Origin of the sequence: Nocardioides eburneiflavus (assembly GCF_004785795.1) — a bacterium.
Classification (GTDB): domain Bacteria; phylum Actinomycetota; class Actinomycetes; order Propionibacteriales; family Nocardioidaceae; genus Nocardioides; species Nocardioides eburneiflavus.
Genome location: NZ_SRRO01000001.1, coordinates 4829857 through 4846548, shown reverse-complemented (window position 1 = coordinate 4846548; position 16692 = coordinate 4829857). Strand labels below are relative to the sequence as shown.

The window sequence follows — 16692 nt, the reverse complement described above, 5'->3', positions numbered from 1 at the left end:
CACGATCGAGTTGCAACAACCGGTTGAGTTCGCGGGGCGCGAGCCCATCGATCCACCACTGCTGCCGCTCTGCCAAACTCCTCCCATGCGCGTTCACCTCGGCTCCGACCATGCCGGCCTCGACCTGAAGGACCACCTCGTCACCTGGCTGGTCGACCACGGCTACGAGATCGTCGACCACGGTCCCTTCGTCTACGACGCCCTCGACGACTATCCCTGCTTCTGCCTCCGGGCAGCCGAAGGCGTGGCCGCCGACCGTGCCGAGGGCCTGGACAGCCTCGGCGTCGTGATCGGCGGATCGGGCAACGGCGAGCAGATGGCGGCCAACAAGGTCGAGGGCATCCGCTGCGCCCTGGTCTGGTCCGAGGAGACCGCCGTGCTGGCGCGCGAGCACAACGACGCCAACGTCGTCTCCGTCGGGGGCCGGATGCACTCGCTCGACGACATGACCCGCTTCGTCGAGGTGTTCCTGACCACGCCGTTCTCGGGAGACGAGCGCCACGTGCGCCGCATCGGCCAGCTGACGACGTACGACGAGACCCAGGAGCTCCCGCCGCTGCCCGAGTCTGCGCTCCGCGGACCGGATGCCTGAGGGCCACACCCTCCGCAAGCTGGCCGACGACCTCACGGCCGCGTTCGCCGGTCGTGCGGTACGGGTGAGCTCACCGCAGGGACGCTTCGCCGCCGACGCGGAGCAGGTCGACGGCTCGCGGCTCGTCGGTGCCGAGTCCGCGGGCAAGCACCTCTTCGTCGAGCTCGACGGCGAGCGGTTCGTGCACGTCCACCTGGGCCTGATCGGACGCTTCGACGTGCACGTCCTCGACGCGGGCGGGCAGGAGGTGCCGGCCCCGGTCGGAGCCGTACGCCTGCGGCTGGTCACGGTCCCCCAGGTGGGCCGCCAGACGGCGTACGCCGACCTGCGCGGTGCCATCCTGTGCGACCTGGTCGGCCCGGACAAGCGCGAGCAGGTGCTCGCGAGGCTCGGTCCGGACCCGCTCCGCGACGACGCCGATCCTGGTCTGGCCTGGCGGCGGATCTCGAGGAGCCCTCGCGCGATCGGCGACCTGCTGATGGACCAGAAGGTCCTCGCGGGGGTCGGCAACGTCTACCGCGCCGAGGTGCTGTTCCGGCACGGCATCCACCCGCTGCGCCCCGGCGACACGCTCCGCGTCGGCCAGTGGCAGGCGATGTGGGACGACCTCGTCGAGCTCATGGCCGAGGGCGTGCGCACCGGACGCATCGACACCGTGCGTCCCGAGCACACGCCGGAGGCGATGGGCCGCGAGCCCCGTCGCGACGACCACGGGGGCGAGGTGTACGTCTACCGGCGCACCTCGATGCCGTGCCTGGTCTGCACCACTTCCGTGCGCACGAGCGAGCTGGTGGGGCGCAATGTCTTCTGGTGTCCGCGATGCCAGCCGAAGTTCCGCTCGCGGGCCGTACGATCTCCCAGCAAGAGGCCTGGCGCAGCGGGAGGAGCTCGGCCGTGAGTTCTCCATCGCTGGGCACAGCCGTGGGACGGGTCGTCCCACGTGGCTCGCGCGTGCTCACGCTGCTCGTGGCCGCCACGCTGCTCATCGGCGGGGCGATCTGGCTCTTCCCGGTGGACATGCCGCTGGTCACCCTGCTGGTCCCGCTCGTCGTGTCGAGCCTCGTCCTCGGCCCGCGTCAGCTGCCGTGGTTCGTCGTGTTCGTGCTGCTGGTCCTCGCCCTCGTCATCCCCGCCCAGGACCCGATGACCGTCCGCATCGGCCTCACCGTGGTGATCATCTTCGGCCTCGGCTTCATGGTGCTGCTGTCCTCGTTCCGCCGTTCGCGCCTCGGCGTCGCGGGCATCCAGGGCGAGATGATGTTCGTCGACCTGCGGGACCGGATCCTGCGCCAGGGCGGGATCCCGGACCTCCCCGAGGAGTGGTACGCCGCCTCCGAGCTGCGGTCGGCCGGCGGCACCCCGTTCGCGGGGGACTTCGTCGTGGCCTCCCGCGTCGAGGGCCGGCTGGAGGTGGCGGTGGTCGACGTCTCCGGCAAGGGCCAGGGGGCCGGCACCCGCGCGCTGCTGCTGTGCGGGGCGATCGGCGGGCTGCTGAGCGCACTGCCGCCGAGCGAGTTCCTGGCGGGTGCCAACCGGTTCCTGCTCCAGCAGGACTGGGACGAGGGCTTCGCGACCGCGATCCACCTGTCCCTGGACCTGGAGACCGGCCACTACGACATCCGCAGCGCCGGGCACCCGCCCGCCGCGCTGCGTCACGCCGGCTCCGGGCGGTGGGAGGTCCTCGAGTCCGAGGGGCCGATCCTGGGCCTCATCGACGGCGCCGACTTCCCGACCGTCTCGGGCGAGATGCGCCACGGCGACGCCCTGCTGCTCTACACCGACGGCATGGTCGAGACGCGCACCCGCGACATCGCCCTCGGCATCGACCGGATGCTCGGCCAGGCCGAGCGACTCCTGCGGGGCGAGTTCGAGGGCGGGGCGACGCGGCTCGTGGAGGCGCTCGGCTCCCGCAACGACGACCGAGCGCTGCTCCTCGTCCACCGCCGCTGAACCGCGCGAGCCGGTTGCGGCGAGCGCGCGCCGGTGTGGCACCATGACACCGCAACCGGCGGCCACGACGTCGTCGGGACGCGCGCGGATGTAGCTCAATGGTAGAGCCCCAGTCTTCCAAACTGGCTACGCGGGTTCGATTCCCGTCATCCGCTCCAAGCAGGCTCCCGTACCCCCTCTCCGGGGCGCGCGGGGCCGGTTTGGCGGGGCGTAGCGTAGTGGCTAGCGCGCCTGCTTTGGGAGCAGGAGATCGCAGGTTCGAGTCCTGTCGCCCCGACCCACCTGTCCCTCCCGTGTCCTCCTGTCCCAGCCCCCACGGGCGGCTCGGGCGTGATTCGGCGTGTGCCCACGCCGTCGATAGACTCATCGGGTTTGCGGTCGCCGGGCGCGTGCCCCGGCGCTGCCGCACGTCACCCCACGACCATCAGCATCAGGAGACATTTGTGAAGAGCGCCGTCGAGACCTTGAGCCCGACCCGGGCCAAGCTGACCGTCGAGGTGCCCTTCGAGGAGCTCAAGCCGAGCCTCGACGCGGCGTACCAGAAGATCGCGAAGCAGATCAACGTCCCGGGCTTCCGCCGCGGCAAGGTCCCGCCGGCGGTCATCGACCGCCAGGTCGGTCGCGGCCCGGTCCTCGACGAGGCGATCAACGCCGTCGTCCCGCAGCAGTACATGGCTGCCCTGCAGGAGCACGACCTCGAGCCCCTCGCCCAGCCGGAGATCGAGGTGACGAAGTTCGAGGACAACGAGTCCCTCGAGTTCACCGCCGAGGTCGACGTGAAGCCCGACTTCGACCTGCCCTCCTACGACGGCCTCGAGGCCAGCGTGGACGACGTCGAGATCTCCGACGCCGACGTCGACGAGCAGGTCGAGGCGCTCCGTGAGCGCTTCGGCACCCTGGTCCCCGTCGAGCGCGCGGCCGCCGACGGCGACTTCGTCACCATCGACCTGGTCGCGGCCCGTGACGGCGAGACCGTCGAGGGCGGCGAGGTCACCGGCATGTCCTACAAGGTCGGCCGCGGCGGCATGATCGACGGCCTCGACGAGGCGCTCGCGGGCCTGTCCGCCGGCGAGGAGGCGACCTTCGACTCCGAGCTCGTCGGTGGCGACCTGGTCGGCGAGCCGGTCCAGGTGACCGTCAAGGTCTCCGCCGTCCAGGAGCAGCAGCTTCCCGAGTACGACGACGAGTTCGCCCAGCTCGCCTCCGAGTTCGACACCGCCGAGGAGCTCACCGCCGACGTGCGCGAGCGCCTCGGTCGCGGGAAGCGCCTCGAGCAGGCTGCCGCCGCCCGTGACGCGGTCCTCGAGGCCCTCCTCGAGAAGGTCGAGATCCCGCTGCCCGAGGTCATGGTGACCGACGAGCTCAACGCCCGCCGCCAGAACGTCGAGCAGCAGCTCGGCTTCGCCGGCATCACCATGGAGAAGTACCTCGAGGACGAGGGCCAGACCCAGGAGGAGTTCGAGGCCGACCTCGAGCGCCGGGTCCGCGACGCCGTCGCCGCCCAGTTCATCCTCGACAAGATCGCCAAGCAGGAGGAGTTCGGCATCGACCAGGCCGAGCTCTCCGAGCACCTCGTGCGGCGCGCCCAGCAGTCCGGTCAGGACCCGCAGGAGTTCGCCAACCACATGTTCGAGCACAACCACATCCCCGAGCTCGTGCAGGAGATCCTGCGCGGCAAGGCGCTCGCGACGATCGTCGAGGCGGCGACCGTCAAGGACGCCTCCGGCAACGTGGTCGAGCTGAAGAACCTGCGCCCCGACGGCACCATCGGCGAGCCCGTCGACGAGGCGCCCGCGGACGCCGCTGCCGAGGAGACCGGCGAGGACTCCGAGAAGGCCTGACCCCGCAGCAGCACACGACCGGCGTCCACCTCTGGTGGGCGCCGGTCGGCATTTCCAGTCTCAGCCGGCCGGGCTCAGCCGGCCTCGGTGTCCGCCAGCACCTCGAGGGCGTAGCGCGCGATCCCGGCCCGCTGCCTGGCCCAGTGGTCGAGCCCGGCCCGGAAGTCGTCGGTGACCTCGTCCTCGGCGTCGAGCGCGGCCTCCTCCGCGAGCATCTCGAGGGGGAGGCTGGGCAGGCCGTTGAACAGCATCAGGCACACCGCGTGGCTGCGGCGGACCTCGGCCAGGGGGACGTCGAGGCCCTCGTCCGCCAGGCCAGCGCCGTACGCCGCGACACAGGCGGCGGCCCGCTCGGGCAGGTCGCCGACGTCCTGACGTCCGATCTGGATGTCGCCCACGAGGAGCTGGCACAGGTCGAAGCCGACCGGTTGCGGGTGCCAGAAGCCGAAGTCGATGAGGGTGAACCCGGGATCGCCCTCGCGACGCAGGAGGTTGTTGGGGCAGGCGTCACCGTGGGAGGCGAGGTGGCGCGCGGTGGCGAACTCCCGGGCGAGGGCGTCGAGGCGTGCTGCGGCGTCGAGGAGTCCGTCCCGGAGGTCGCCGAAGTGCTGGTCGACGCGCGGGTGCTGCCAGGTGCTGGCGTCCTGCAGGCCGGGCAGCACCGTGAAGGTCAGCCGGCCGGCGACGTAGTCGTCGACATGCCACGGCTGGGGGTCGATGGCAGCCAGCTCCGCGACCCGGGGGCTGGCGGACATACGTCCCAGCAGGCGTGCGGCGCGGACGCTGTCGTCCGCCTCCCACGGGACCGGGTCCGACTCGACGACCTCCATCCAGATGACCGCGGTCTCGTCGGGACGCTCCTCGACGCGGACGGCCCGCGCCATCCCGAGGCCGCTGGGCAGCCGATCCGCCAGGTCGGAGGCGTACACGAGCGGCTCGGCACGCCAGGGGACCGACGACGCCGCCCACTCGCGGAGATGCGGTGGCACCCCGGCGAAGGCGGGGGAGTGGCGCCAGCTGTGCACGTGCTTGACGAACAGCGTGAACTCGCGCGGGCCGTCGCCGGCGTCGGCGTGGCCGCGCACCCACGTGCGTGCGCCGGTGAGGATCGACGGCACGTCGTACGCCACGGGCTCGGCGGTGGAGTCGAGCAGGTCTACGGTGTCGACCCCCCAGAGGTCGGCCACCATCGCGGCCAGCTCGGCGTCGCTCACGTCGTCGGCTCCCAGCACCTCCCGCCGGTCGACCCCCGCGGGCGGCGTGAAAGTTGCTTTCATGATCAGAAAAGGTAAGTTGGTTTCATGACCCGCGTCAAGAGGCGCCCCGCGACCGAGCCCCACCTGCCCATGCTGATGGGGATGGTCTTCGGCCGGCTGCGCGAGCGGCTCGCCGAGCAGGCCCCGGAGCTGCGTCCGTCCCAGCTGCGGGTGCTGGAGTGGCTGCCGCCGGAGGGACTCACGATCAGCGAGCTGGCCGAGTGCGCGGAGATGACCACGCAGGGCTGCGGCCAGTTCGTCCGCCAGCTCGACGCGCTCGGCATGGTGGAGGTCGCGGTCGCCGACCACGACGCCCGCGCCCGGGTCGTACGGATCACCGACCGCGGTCGCACCGCCCTGGCCCGGTCCGCGGCCGTGCTCCGCTCGTGCGACGAGGCCTGGGCCGAGCAGGTGGGTGCCGAGCGGTGGCGCGTGTTCCGCGAGGTGCTCGAGGAGGTCGCGCTCGGCTGAGTGCTCGCGCCGGGCGCATGAATCCGCTGTGGGCGAACAGGGCGGGTTCCCGCGTGGAACTGTCCGTCCTTCCGGCTAGTGTCGCCAGCGTGAACCAGAACTCCAGCCCAGCCCTCTCGCCCGAGATGAACGGCGCCGGTGGGATGTATGGCCTCGACGACCACATCTACCAGCGCCTCCTCCGTGAGCGCATCGTCTTCCTCGGCTCCGAGGTGCGCGACCAGAACGCCAACGCGATCTGCGCGCAGCTCCTCCTGCTGTCCGCGGAGGACCCGGACGCCGACATCTTCCTGCACATCAACAGCCCCGGTGGCTCCGTCGACGCCGGCATGGCGATCTACGACACGATGAACTACATCCCCAACGACGTCGCGACCGTCGGCATGGGCCTGGCGGCCTCGATGGGCCAGTTCCTGCTCTGCGCCGGCACGAAGGGCAAGCGCTACGCCCTGCCCCACGCGCGCATCATGATGCACCAGCCCTCCTCGGGCATGGGCGGCTCGGCCTCGGACATCAAGATCCAGGCCCAGCAGTCGCTCCACATCAAGAAGGTGCTGCTCGACCTGATCGCCGAGCACACCGGCCAGAGCGTCGAGCAGGTCATCGCCGATGCCGACCGTGACCGGTGGTTCACCGCCGACCAGGCAGTCGAGTACGGCCTCGTCGACCAGGTCATCACCAGTGCCCGCGAAGCCGCCGACGAGGGCCGCCCCGCCCGCCAAACCGGTTCGACGCAGAAGGACTGAACATGAACTACTACATCCCCCAGTGGGAAGAGCGCACCTCCTACGGCTTCCGCCGCATCGACCCCTACGCCAAGCTGTTCGAGGAGCGCATCATCTACCTCGGCACGCCGATCAGCGACGACGTGGCCAACGCGGTCATCGCCCAGCTGATGTGCCTGGAGACGATGAACCCCGACACCGACATCAGCATCTACATCAACAGCCCCGGCGGCTCGTTCACCGCGCTGACCGCGATCTACGACACGATGCGCTTCATCAAGCCGGACGTGCAGACCGTGTGCCTGGGCCAGGCGGCCTCCGCGGCGGCGATCCTGCTGGGTGCCGGGGCCAAGGGCAAGCGGATGGCGCTGCCCAACAGCCGCATCCTGATCCACCAGCCCTACACCGAGGGCACGTTCGGCCAGACCTCCGACATCGAGATCCAGGCCAACGAGATCCTGCGCATGCGCGAGCTCCTGGAGCAGATGATCGCCGACTCCAGCGGCAAGAGCATCGACCAGGTCAGCGCCGACATCGAGCGCGACAAGATCCTGACCGCCGAGCAGGCGGTCGAGTACGGCCTGATCGACGCCGTCATCGAGTCGCGCAAGGGCGCCCCCGCCCTCGCCTGAGGGCGCGGGGCGGCTGACCGGAGCTCGACAATGAAGGCCGACGACATCTCGTGTCCGACCCCCTTCGGGGGGCGGCACGGGGTACCGTCGTACGGCTCACTGCAAGACAGCACAGCGCAAGGTGTTGAGTGTCGGGACCCTTTCCCGGCGAGACTGGAGGACACGACTCGTGGCACGTATCGGTGACGGTGGCGACCTGCTCAAGTGCAACTTCTGCGGCAAGAGCCAGAAGCAGGTCAAGAAGCTCATCGCTGGCCCCAACGTCTACATCTGCGATGAGTGCATCGAGCTCTGCAACGAGATCATCGAGGAGGAGCTCGCCGAGGGCACCGAGGTGAGCCTCGAGGAGCTCCCGAAGCCTCGCGAGATCTTCGAGTTCCTCAACTCCTACGTCATCGGCCAGGAGCACGCCAAGAAGTCCCTCGCCGTCGCGGTCTACAACCACTACAAGCGCGTCCAGGCCGGCCTCCAGCCGGTCTCCGGCAAGGCCAAGGACGACGTGGTCGAGGTCGCCAAGTCCAACATCCTCGTCATCGGGCCGACGGGGTGCGGCAAGACCTACCTCGCGCAGACGCTCGCGCGCATGCTCAACGTCCCGTTCGCGATCGCCGACGCCACCGCGCTCACCGAGGCCGGCTACGTCGGCGAGGACGTCGAGAACATCCTCCTCAAGCTCATCCAGGCCGCCGACTACGACGTCAAGAAGGCCGAGACGGGCATCATCTACATCGACGAGATCGACAAGGTGGCCCGCAAGGCGGAGAACCCCTCGATCACGCGCGACGTGTCCGGCGAGGGTGTGCAGCAGGCGCTGCTCAAGATGCTGGAGGGCACCACCGCGTCGGTGCCCCCGCAGGGCGGCCGCAAGCACCCGCACCAGGAGTTCATCCAGATCGACACCACCAACATCCTCTTCATCGTGGGTGGTGCCTTCGCCGGCCTCGAGCAGATCATCGAGCAGCGCGTCGGCAAGAAGTCCCTCGGCTTCACCGCCGAGGTGCGCGGTGCCGCCGAGCGCGAGGCTGACGACCTGCTCGTCCAGGTCCGCCCCGAGGACCTGACCAAGTTCGGCCTGATCCCCGAGTTCATCGGACGCCTGCCGCTGATCGCCAGCGTGAGCAAGCTCGACCGCGAGGCGCTCGTGCAGATCCTCACCGAGCCGCGCAACGCGCTCGTCAAGCAGTACCAGAAGCTCTTCGACCTCGACGGCGTCGAGCTCGAGTTCACCGACGACGCGATCGACGCGATCGCCGAGGCGGCCCTCGAGCGCGGCACCGGTGCTCGCGGACTGCGCGCGATCATCGAGGAGGTCCTCCTCTACGTCATGTACGACGTGCCCTCCCGCGGTGACGTCGCCAAGGTGGTCGTGACCCGCGAGGTCGTCCAGGACGACGTCGCGCCCACCCTGGTCCTCCGCGAGGCAGAGGGCCGGAAGAAGAAGTCCGCCTGACCCACTTGCCCGGTGTGACACTGGCCTGATCTGACCATGGCGGCCTAGTCACTTCGGACTATTCCGGGCCATCGACGTGGGACACGCGTCATGGTCCGGAGAGACTGGCGTCTCGTCTGCATGTGGGAAGGGGACCCGGTGGGGGTTGACCAGAAGCGGCCACTCGTGGGGTTCGCTCTCGTAGCCGTGCTCTGCGCCGTCCTGATGTCGCTGTCGGTGGGCCGCGGCTTCGGCATCGAGGACCTCGTCCAGCCCGCCAGGCCGATCGCCGCGCCCGTCGAACGGCGCCCGGTGGCACCCCCCGTCGAGGAGTCCGACGAGGCTCCCGTCAGCATCCCCGCCGAGTTGAGCGCCCAGCCGTTGGCCGAGGTCGTCGCCTCCCCGGCGCCTGCGCAGGAGCAGGCCGCCGGGGCAGCCCAGCAGGCCACCGAGCAGGCCACTGCTCAGCCCACCCAGCAGACCACGCCCACCGTGTCCTCGGACACCAAGGACGCCGTGAAGGCTGCCCGTACGGCTGAGCGCGAGGCCGCGAAGGCGGCTCGCAAGGCTGAGCGCGAGGCCGCGAAGGCTGCTCGGAAGGCTGAGCGCGAGGCCGCGAAGGCTGCTCGGAAGGCTGAGCGCGAGGCCGCGAAGGCTGCTCGGAAGGCTGAGCGCGAGGCCGCGAAGGCTGTCCGCATGGCCGCGCGTGACGCAGCCAAGGCCGCCGGGCACGCCGGCCAGGGCCACGGCAAGGGTCACGGCAAGGGCTGACCGGTGGTCAGTCCTCGGTGGGCGCCAGCTCTGCGGTGACCCGCAGCTCGGAGGCCGACTCGTCGACGACGAAGTCGAGGTCGCCGACGATGGTGCCCACGGCGCGGAGGTCGTCCTGCGCCTGCTGGGCAGCCTCGAGGAGCGTGGCCGGGCCGGTGATCTCGACGCGCGAGAGGGGCGCGCGCATCTTGGCCTTCGCCTGCGACTTGGCGCCTCGGATGCCGGTGAGGGCGGCGGCCACGGCGTCGAGCACCAGCGGCTGCGAGGCGGCCGCGGAGCCGAGGTCGGCGGCGGTCGGCCAGGCGGCGTGGTGGATCGAGCCGTCCTGCCACCACGACCACACCTCCTCGGTCGCGTACGGCAGGAACGGGGCGAGCAGCCGCAGCTGGACGTGGAGCGCGATCGCCAGCGTGGCGCGGGCCGAGTCCGTGCCCTGGCCCCCCTCGGAGTCGTACGCACGCTCCTTGACGAGCTCGAGGTAGTCGTCGCAGAACTCCCAGAAGAACTTCTCGGTGACCTCGAGCGCGGTCGTGTAGTCGTAGGCGTCGAACGCCTCGGTGGCCCTGCGGACGACGACCTCGAGCCGACCGAGCAGCGCGCAGTCGACCGGGGCGCTGACCGCGGCCGGGCTGAGCTCGGTGGCGCCCACGTTGCCGAGGACGAACTTCGAGGCGTTGAGGACCTTCATCGCGAGCCGGCGGCCGACCTTCATCTGCGACTCGTCGAAGGGCGAGTCCATGCCCGGGCGGCCGATGGCGGCGCGCCAGCGCACCGCGTCGGCGCCGTACTTGTCGAGGATGTCGGTGGGGACCACGACGTTGCCCTTGGACTTCGACATCTTCTTGCGGTCGGGGTCGACGATGAAGCCCGAGATCATCGCGTGCGACCACGGGACGACCTGGTGCTCGAAGTCGGCGCGGACGACGCGGGAGAACAGCCAGGTGCGGATGATGTCGTGTGCCTGGGTGGCGAGGTCGTAGGGGAAGACCCGCGAGAACAGGTCGTCGTCGACCTCCCACATGCCCGCGATCTGCGGGGTCAGCGAGGACGTCGCCCAGGTGTCCATCACGTCGGGGTCGCCGACGAAGCCGCCGGGCTTGCCGCGCTGGTCCTCGTCGTAGCCGTGGGGTGCCTCCGTCGACGGGTCGACCGGGAGCTGGTCCTCGGTGGGCAGCAGCGGGTGATCGTGGTCGGGCTCGCCGTCGGCGTCGAGCGGGTACCAGACGGGGAACGGGATGCCGAAGAACCGCTGGCGCGAGATCAGCCAGTCGCCGTTGAGGCCGCCGACCCAGTTGTCGTAGCGGTGCTTCATGTGGGCGGGGATCCAGGTGACCTCCTCGCCGCGGACCAGCATCTCCTTGCGCAGCGCCGCGTCACGGCCGCCGTTGCGGATGTACCACTGGCGGGTCGCGATGATCTCGAGCGGCTTGTCGCCCTTCTCGTAGAAGTTCGCCATCCGCTGGGTGGCCTTGGGCTCGCCGTCGAGGTCGCCGGACTCCCGCAGCAGGCCCACGATCGCCTCGCGCGCGCTGAACGTCGTCTTGCCGGCCATCTCGGCGTACGCCGCGGCGGCGGGCTCGGCAGCGAGCCACTCGGGCGTCTCGCGGGTGAGTCGGCCGTCGCGGCCGACGACCGTACGGATCGGCAGGTCGAGCTCGCGCCACCACATGACGTCGGTGAGGTCACCGAACGTGCAGCACATCGCGATGCCGGCGCCCTTGTCGGGCTCCGCGGCCGGGTGGGCGAGGACCGGGATCTCGACGCCGAAGACCGGCGAGGTCACCGTGGTGCCGAGGAGGTCCTGGTAGCGCTCGTCGTCCGGGTGGGCGATCAGCGCGACGACGCTCGGGATCAGCTCCGGGCGCGTGGTCTCGATGTGGATCGGGCGGCCGGAGGCCTCGTCGGTCGGAACAGTGTGGAACGCGACACGGTGGTAGGCGCCGGGGTAGTCGCGGGCCTCGAGCTCGGCCTGGGCGACCGCGGTCTGGAAGGTGACGTCCCAGAGCGTCGGCGCCTCGGAGAGGTACGCCTCGCCGCGGGCGTAGTTGCGCAGGAACGCGCGCTGGCTGACGGTGCGCGAGTGGTCACCGATCGTCGTGTAGGTCGGGTTCCACTGGACCGACAGGCCGAGCTGGCGCCAGAGCGCCTCGAACGCCTTCTCGTCCTCCACGACGAGCTGCTCGCACAGCTCGATGAAGTTGGGGCGGCTGACCGGGACCTGCTTCTTCGGGTCGGGCTTCTCCGGCGGGGTGAAGTCGGCGTCGTAGGGCAGGGTCGGGTCGCAGCGGACGCCGAAGTAGTTCTGCACGCGCCGCTCGGTCGGCAGGCCGTTGTCGTCCCAGCCGATCGGGTAGAACACCGCCTTGCCCTGCATCCGCTGGTAGCGCGCGATCAGGTCGGTGTGGCTGTAGGAGTAGACGTGGCCGACGTGCAGCGAGCCGCTCACGGTCGGCGGGGGAGTGTCGATCGAGTAGACGTTCTCCCGCGGCTGCGTGCGGTCGAAGGCGTAGGTGTCGTTGTCGGCCCACGCGCGCGACCACTTGTCCTCCAGACCCTCGAGCGCCGGACGCTCCGGTACGACGACGGCACGCTGGTCGGTGCTCGCTGTCGTCGGACCACTGTCCGGTGCCTGGGTGCTGGGGTTCTCAGTCATGCGCTGAGTCTATTGACGGGCCTCCGGCCTGCGAAAACGAGTATCACGACGGATGGCCGGGTCGTAGCGTCGCGCCATGGAGCTGGAGTTCTTCGACACCCCGCAGCCGTTCCTCGCCGCGGCGGGCGACCTGCTCGCCGCCGACCCCGTGCTCGGCAGCGTCATCGCCAGCGTGAGCGAGCGGACCGCCCGGGAGCTGGCCGACGGCCACGACTCGTGGGCCGGGGTCGGCGCGCCGTTCGAGCGCTGGTGGCTCGTCGTGCGCGACGACGCCGGCGAGGTCGTCAGTGCGGTCATGCGGACCGCGCCGTTCAAGCCGTTCCCCACCTTCTCCGTGCCGATGCCGGACGACGCGGCCCGCGCGCTCGCAGCCGCCCTGCACGAGCGGGGCGAGCACCTGGGCGGGGCCAACGGTGCCCTGCCGGGCGCGGAGGTGCTGGCCCGGACGACCGCGGAGCTGAGCGGCGGGGAGCTCCTCGTCGACAAGGGCACGCGGTTGTGGGAGGCGACCTCCGTCGAGGTGCCCGACGCGCCCGTGGGTCGGCTGCGGCTCGCGACGGAGGACGACGCCGAGCTGGTGCTCGCGTGGTTCACGGCGTTCCACGAGGAGGCCGACGAGCAGGCGGGGCGCGAGCCCGACCCGACCTCTGGCGAGCACAACACGCTCGACAGCGTGCTGGTCCGCATCCGCGAGGGCGTCGAGTGGCTGTGGGAGCTGCCCGACGGGACGGTCGCCCACCTGAGCGGCGCCGGCCTGCCGTCGTACGGCGTCTCCAGGATCGGTCCCGTCTACACGCCTCGCGAGCACCGCGGACGCGGCATCGCGTCGTACGTCGTGGGTGAGCTCACCAGGCGCGGGCTCGCGGCCGGGCACCGGATGTGCCTGTTCACCGACCGGGCCAACCCGACGTCGAACAAGATCTACGCCCGGCTCGGCTACGAGCCGGTGGTCGACATGGCCGAGCACCTCGTCAGGCTCCCGGCGACGCCCTAGTCTCGGCGGATGCGGCCCCTCACGGTCACCAGCCTGGTCACCAGCCTGGCCCTCACCCTGTCCCTCGTGGTCGCGGCCACGGCGTCGTCGCCGGTGCTGGCGGGCGTCGTGCCCGAGCGCGAGCGGCGTGCCCCGGTGCACGCCGTGGGCGGGTGCGAGCTCTTCCCGCCCGACAACCCGTGGAACCGCCGCGTCGACTCCCGCCCCGTGTGGCGGCACTCGGCGGCGATCGTCGGGCGGCAGGCCGCCGGGCACGACCTGCACCTCGACCTCGGCACGACGGAGGAGTACTACGGCATCCCGGTCAACGTCGTCGACGAGGACCAGCCGTTGCTGCCGCTGCAGTTCGGGGTCGACGGGGAGGACTACCGCAGCGAGAGCGACCGCGGTCGGGTGTGGATCCCGGCCGATGCCGCCATCGAGGGCGGCAGCACCCGCGACCCCGACCCGGACGAGGGTGATCGCCACGTCATCACGGTCCGTCGCGGCACGTGCGACCTCGTCGAGCTGTACGCCGCCGAGCGGGTGCGGGACGCCTCCGGCGACGTCGTGGCGTGGCGCGCCGCGTCCGCGGCCCGGTGGGACCTGTCCTCCAACCGCCTGCGCCCGGCGGGCTGGACCTCCGCCGACGCGGCCGGTCTGCCGATCCTGCCCGGCCTCCTGTCGTGGGACGAGGCGGCCTCCGGGCGGATCACGCACGCGCTGCGCTTCACGCTCCCGACCGCGCGGCACGCGTACACGTGGCCGGCCCGCCACTGCGGTCCGAGCGGCAACACCGCGCGGGACCTGCCGGCGTACGGCATGCGGTTCCGGCTGCGGGCGTCGTTCCCCGCCCGGCGCTACACCGGTGTCGCCCGGACCATCGTGGTGGCGATGAAGAGGTACGGACTCGTCTACGCCGACCAGGGCTCGTCGATGTACGTCACCGGGACGGCCGACCCGCGCTGGGCCGACGCCCTGGAGCAGCTCCGCGAGCGCCCCCTCGACGGGAAGGCGCTGGAGGTCGTGAAGCCGTGGCGGCGGACCGTCCGCTGCTGAGCACCCCGCTGGTTGAGCAGCGAGCGCAGCGAGCGTGTCGAAACCGAGGCCCATAGACTCGTGGCGCCATGACTGACGCCTTCCCTGACCCGCAGGACGCCCCCCGCCTCGCCGAGACCTACGCAGAGGTCGAGGACGCCCTGCTGTCGCGCTGGCCGGAGACCAAGCTCGAGCCGAGCCTGGACCGGATCGAGGCGTTCACGGAGCTCCTCGGCGAGCCGCAGCGCTCCTTCCGCTCGGTGCACCTGACCGGAACCAACGGCAAGACCAGCACCAGCCGGATGATCGAGACGCTCCTGCGGGCCCTCGACCTGCGCACCGGCCGGTTCACCTCCCCGCACCTCGAGCGGATGAGCGAGCGGATCAGTGTCGACGGCGAGCCGCTCGACGACGAGGCGTTCGTTCGGGCCTTCAACGACGTGGCCCGCTACACCCACCTCGTCGACTCGGAGCAGGAGCACCCGCTCAGCTTCTTCGAGACCATCGTCGGCATGGCGTACGCCGCGTTCGCCGACGCGCCCGTCGACGTGGCCGTCGTCGAGGTCGGCATGGGCGGCAGCTGGGACGCCACCAACGTCATCGACGCCGACGTCGCCGTGGTCCTGCCGATCGCCGTCGACCACGCCAAGTACCTCGGCGAGGACCCGGCCACCATCGCGGTGGAGAAGGCCGGGATCATCAAGCCCGGCTCGGTCGCGGTCCTTGCCGAGCAGACCCCGGAGGTGGCGGCGGTCCTGCTGGCGCGCGCGGCCGAGGTCGGCGCCACCGTCGCCCGCGAGGGGATGGAGTTCGGCGTGGTCTCGCGCACGCCCGCGGTCGGCGGCCAGGTCGTCTCGCTGCAGGGCCTGCGCGCTCGGTACGACGACGTGTTCCTGCCGCTCTACGGGGCCCACCAGGCACAGAACGCCGCCGTCGCCCTGGCAGCGGTCGAGGCGTTCGGCACCGGCGAGCTCGACGACGACCTCGTGCGCGCCGCCTTCGCCGAGGTCACCTCGCCGGGACGGCTGGAGATCATCCGCCGCAGTCCCACGATCGTGCTCGACGCCGCGCACAACCCGCACGGAGCCGAGGCGGTCGCCGCGGCGCTCGACGACTCGTTCTCCTTCAGCCCGCTCATCGGCGTGATGGGCGTGATGGAGGACAAGGACGCCGACGGCGTGCTCGCCGCCTTCGAGCCCTACTTCGAGCACGTCGTCTGCACCCAGAACTCGACGCCGCGGTCGATGTCGGCCGCCGCCCTCGGCCGCGCCGCGGCCGAGGTGTTCGGCGAGGACCGGGTCAGCGTCGTCCCCGACCTCGCCGACGCCATCGACCGGGCGGCCACCCTCGCCGAGGTCGGCGAGGCGATCGACGTCTCGATCGGCGCCGGCGCCGTGCTCGTCACCGGATCGGTGGTGACCGTGGGCGAGGCGCGCGGCCTGCTGAAGGGCCGTCGATGACCGAGGCCGCACCCACCAACACCGAGCGCTCGCCGCGACGCGGGATGGCCGCCGCGGTCCTCAGCCTCGAGGCCATCACCCTCGGGCTGACCACGCCCGTGATGATCACCATCGCCGACGTCGACACCTCGCTGGCGCTCTCGGTCGGCCTCGGCCTGGCCGTGGTGTGCCTGCTCCTCGCCGGGATGCTACGCGCCGAGTGGGCCTACCTGGCCGGCTACGCGGTCCAGGTCGCGGCCGTCGCGCTGGGCTTCGTCCTGCCCGTCATGTTCGGCCTCGGCCTGATCTTCGCGGCGCTGTGGACGGCGGCGGACCTGCTGGGACGCAAGATCGAGCGGGAGCGCGCGGGGGCGTGGGCGGCCTACCGCGCGGAACAGGGCTGAGCGTCCTCGCTAGGCTGCCCGGCATGACCGACGTCCAGCGCTCCCTCGTCCTCGTCAAGCCCGACGGCGTGCGCCGCGGCCTCTCCGGCGAGGTGCTGCGCCGGATCGAGACCAAGGGCTATACGCTCGCGGCCGTGGAGCTGCGCACCGCGACCGCGGAGATCCTCGCCGACCACTACGCCGAGCACGAGGGCAAGCCGTTCTACGGGCCCCTCGTCGAGTTCATGCTCTCCGGCCCCGTCCTCGCCGTCGTCATCGAGGGCGAGCGGTGCATCGAGGGCTTCCGCGCCCTCGCCGGTGCCACGGACCCCACGGTCGCCCTGCCGGGCACGATCCGCGGCGACCTCGGGCGCGACTGGGGCCTCGCCGTCCAGCAGAACATCGTGCACGGCTCCGACTCGCCCGAGTCCGCCGCCCGCGAGATCGGGATCTGGTTTCCGAACCTCTGACCCACCAGTCACACCCGTCCCGCGCGTGTCCTGCCGGGAACACCCGCCCGCGCTCCTTAACCTGAGCGT

16 protein-coding genes and 2 tRNA genes are annotated in these 16692 nt (G+C 71.1%); 16 read left to right on the top strand and 2 right to left on the bottom strand.

Annotated features, from left to right (window positions below):
- The first annotated feature begins 85 nt into the window (after positions 1 to 85).
- The 6 genes from EXE59_RS22745 to tig all read left to right on the top strand — a co-directional run bounded on the left by EXE59_RS22745 (position 86) and on the right by tig (position 4383).
- A complete protein-coding gene (locus tag EXE59_RS22745) occupies positions 86 to 592 on the top strand; it encodes a ribose-5-phosphate isomerase (protein ID WP_135840928.1) in 507 nt (168 codons plus the stop codon).
- Positions 585 to 1490, top strand: a complete 906-nt coding sequence (locus tag EXE59_RS22740) for an Fpg/Nei family DNA glycosylase (protein ID WP_135840927.1) — start codon at positions 585 to 587, stop codon at positions 1488 to 1490. Before EXE59_RS22745 ends, EXE59_RS22740 begins: the two co-directional genes overlap by 8 nt.
- A complete protein-coding gene (locus tag EXE59_RS22735; RefSeq protein ID WP_246056999.1) occupies positions 1487 to 2542 on the top strand; it encodes a PP2C family protein-serine/threonine phosphatase in 1056 nt (351 codons plus the stop codon). Before EXE59_RS22740 ends, EXE59_RS22735 begins: the two co-directional genes overlap by 4 nt.
- Before the next feature lie 84 nt (positions 2543 to 2626).
- Positions 2627 to 2700 (top strand) — tRNA-Gly (locus EXE59_RS22730).
- A 46-nt stretch (positions 2701 to 2746) separates the two neighbouring features.
- A tRNA-Pro gene (locus EXE59_RS22725) sits at positions 2747 to 2819 on the top strand.
- A 166-nt stretch (positions 2820 to 2985) separates the two neighbouring features.
- Positions 2986 to 4383, top strand: coding sequence for a trigger factor (tig, locus tag EXE59_RS22720; protein WP_168218645.1), 1398 nt, complete (start codon positions 2986 to 2988; stop codon positions 4381 to 4383).
- Between the two features lie 74 nt (positions 4384 to 4457).
- Here tig and EXE59_RS22715 read toward each other — a convergent pair whose 3' ends face one another.
- Positions 4458 to 5660 carry a phosphotransferase gene (locus EXE59_RS22715; protein WP_135840925.1) on the bottom strand — a complete coding sequence of 401 codons (1203 nt, stop codon included), beginning with the start codon at positions 5658 to 5660 and terminating at the stop codon, positions 4458 to 4460.
- Positions 5661 to 5684: 24 nt separating this feature from the next.
- Here EXE59_RS22715 and EXE59_RS22710 point away from each other — a divergent pair, with 24 nt between their 5' ends.
- From EXE59_RS22710 to EXE59_RS24240, 5 genes are all read left to right on the top strand, one after another.
- Complete coding sequence (locus tag EXE59_RS22710; RefSeq protein WP_135840924.1) at positions 5685 to 6110, top strand: MarR family winged helix-turn-helix transcriptional regulator; 426 nt, start codon at positions 5685 to 5687, stop codon at positions 6108 to 6110.
- Positions 6111 to 6235: 125 nt separating this feature from the next.
- Positions 6236 to 6856: an ATP-dependent Clp protease proteolytic subunit gene (locus tag EXE59_RS22705; protein WP_135841482.1), complete on the top strand. Its 621-nt coding sequence runs from the start codon at positions 6236 to 6238 to the stop codon at positions 6854 to 6856.
- Between the two features lie 2 nt (positions 6857 to 6858).
- Positions 6859 to 7467 (top strand): ATP-dependent Clp protease proteolytic subunit, encoded by a 609-nt coding sequence (locus EXE59_RS22700; RefSeq protein WP_135840923.1) that lies wholly within the window; start codon positions 6859 to 6861, stop codon positions 7465 to 7467.
- Between the two features lie 169 nt (positions 7468 to 7636).
- Positions 7637 to 8917, top strand: a complete 1281-nt coding sequence (clpX, locus tag EXE59_RS22695; RefSeq protein WP_135840922.1) for an ATP-dependent Clp protease ATP-binding subunit ClpX — start codon at positions 7637 to 7639, stop codon at positions 8915 to 8917.
- Positions 8918 to 9055: 138 nt separating this feature from the next.
- Entirely contained in the window at positions 9056 to 9667 is a 612-nt protein-coding gene (locus EXE59_RS24240; protein WP_210429104.1) for a hypothetical protein, read from the top strand.
- 7 nt (positions 9668 to 9674) lie between these two features.
- On the opposite strand, the gene valS is transcribed toward EXE59_RS24240, so the two are convergent.
- Entirely contained in the window at positions 9675 to 12320 is a 2646-nt protein-coding gene (gene valS, locus EXE59_RS22685) for a valine--tRNA ligase (RefSeq protein WP_135840921.1), read from the bottom strand.
- Between the two features lie 76 nt (positions 12321 to 12396).
- Between valS and EXE59_RS22680 the strand changes: the two genes are divergently transcribed.
- The 5 genes from EXE59_RS22680 (at position 12397) to ndk (ending at position 16623) form a co-directional block, all read left to right on the top strand.
- Positions 12397 to 13314 (top strand): GNAT family N-acetyltransferase, encoded by a 918-nt coding sequence (locus EXE59_RS22680; protein ID WP_135840920.1) that lies wholly within the window; start codon positions 12397 to 12399, stop codon positions 13312 to 13314.
- A gap of 9 nt (positions 13315 to 13323) precedes the next feature.
- Positions 13324 to 14352, top strand: a complete 1029-nt coding sequence (locus EXE59_RS22675; RefSeq protein WP_135840919.1) for a hypothetical protein — start codon at positions 13324 to 13326, stop codon at positions 14350 to 14352.
- Positions 14353 to 14420: 68 nt separating this feature from the next.
- The gene (gene folC, locus EXE59_RS22670; protein WP_135840918.1) at positions 14421 to 15791 is read left to right on the top strand and encodes a bifunctional tetrahydrofolate synthase/dihydrofolate synthase; all 1371 of its coding nucleotides are present in this window, start codon (positions 14421 to 14423) and stop codon (positions 15789 to 15791) included.
- Complete coding sequence (locus EXE59_RS22665) at positions 15788 to 16174, top strand: DUF4233 domain-containing protein (RefSeq protein WP_246056998.1); 387 nt, start codon at positions 15788 to 15790, stop codon at positions 16172 to 16174. Before folC ends, EXE59_RS22665 begins: the two co-directional genes overlap by 4 nt.
- 23 nt (positions 16175 to 16197) lie before the next feature.
- On the top strand, positions 16198 to 16623 hold the full coding sequence (gene ndk / locus EXE59_RS22660; protein WP_135840917.1) for a nucleoside-diphosphate kinase: 426 nt from the start codon (positions 16198 to 16200) through the stop codon (positions 16621 to 16623).
- Positions 16624 to 16692 lie beyond the last annotated feature (69 nt).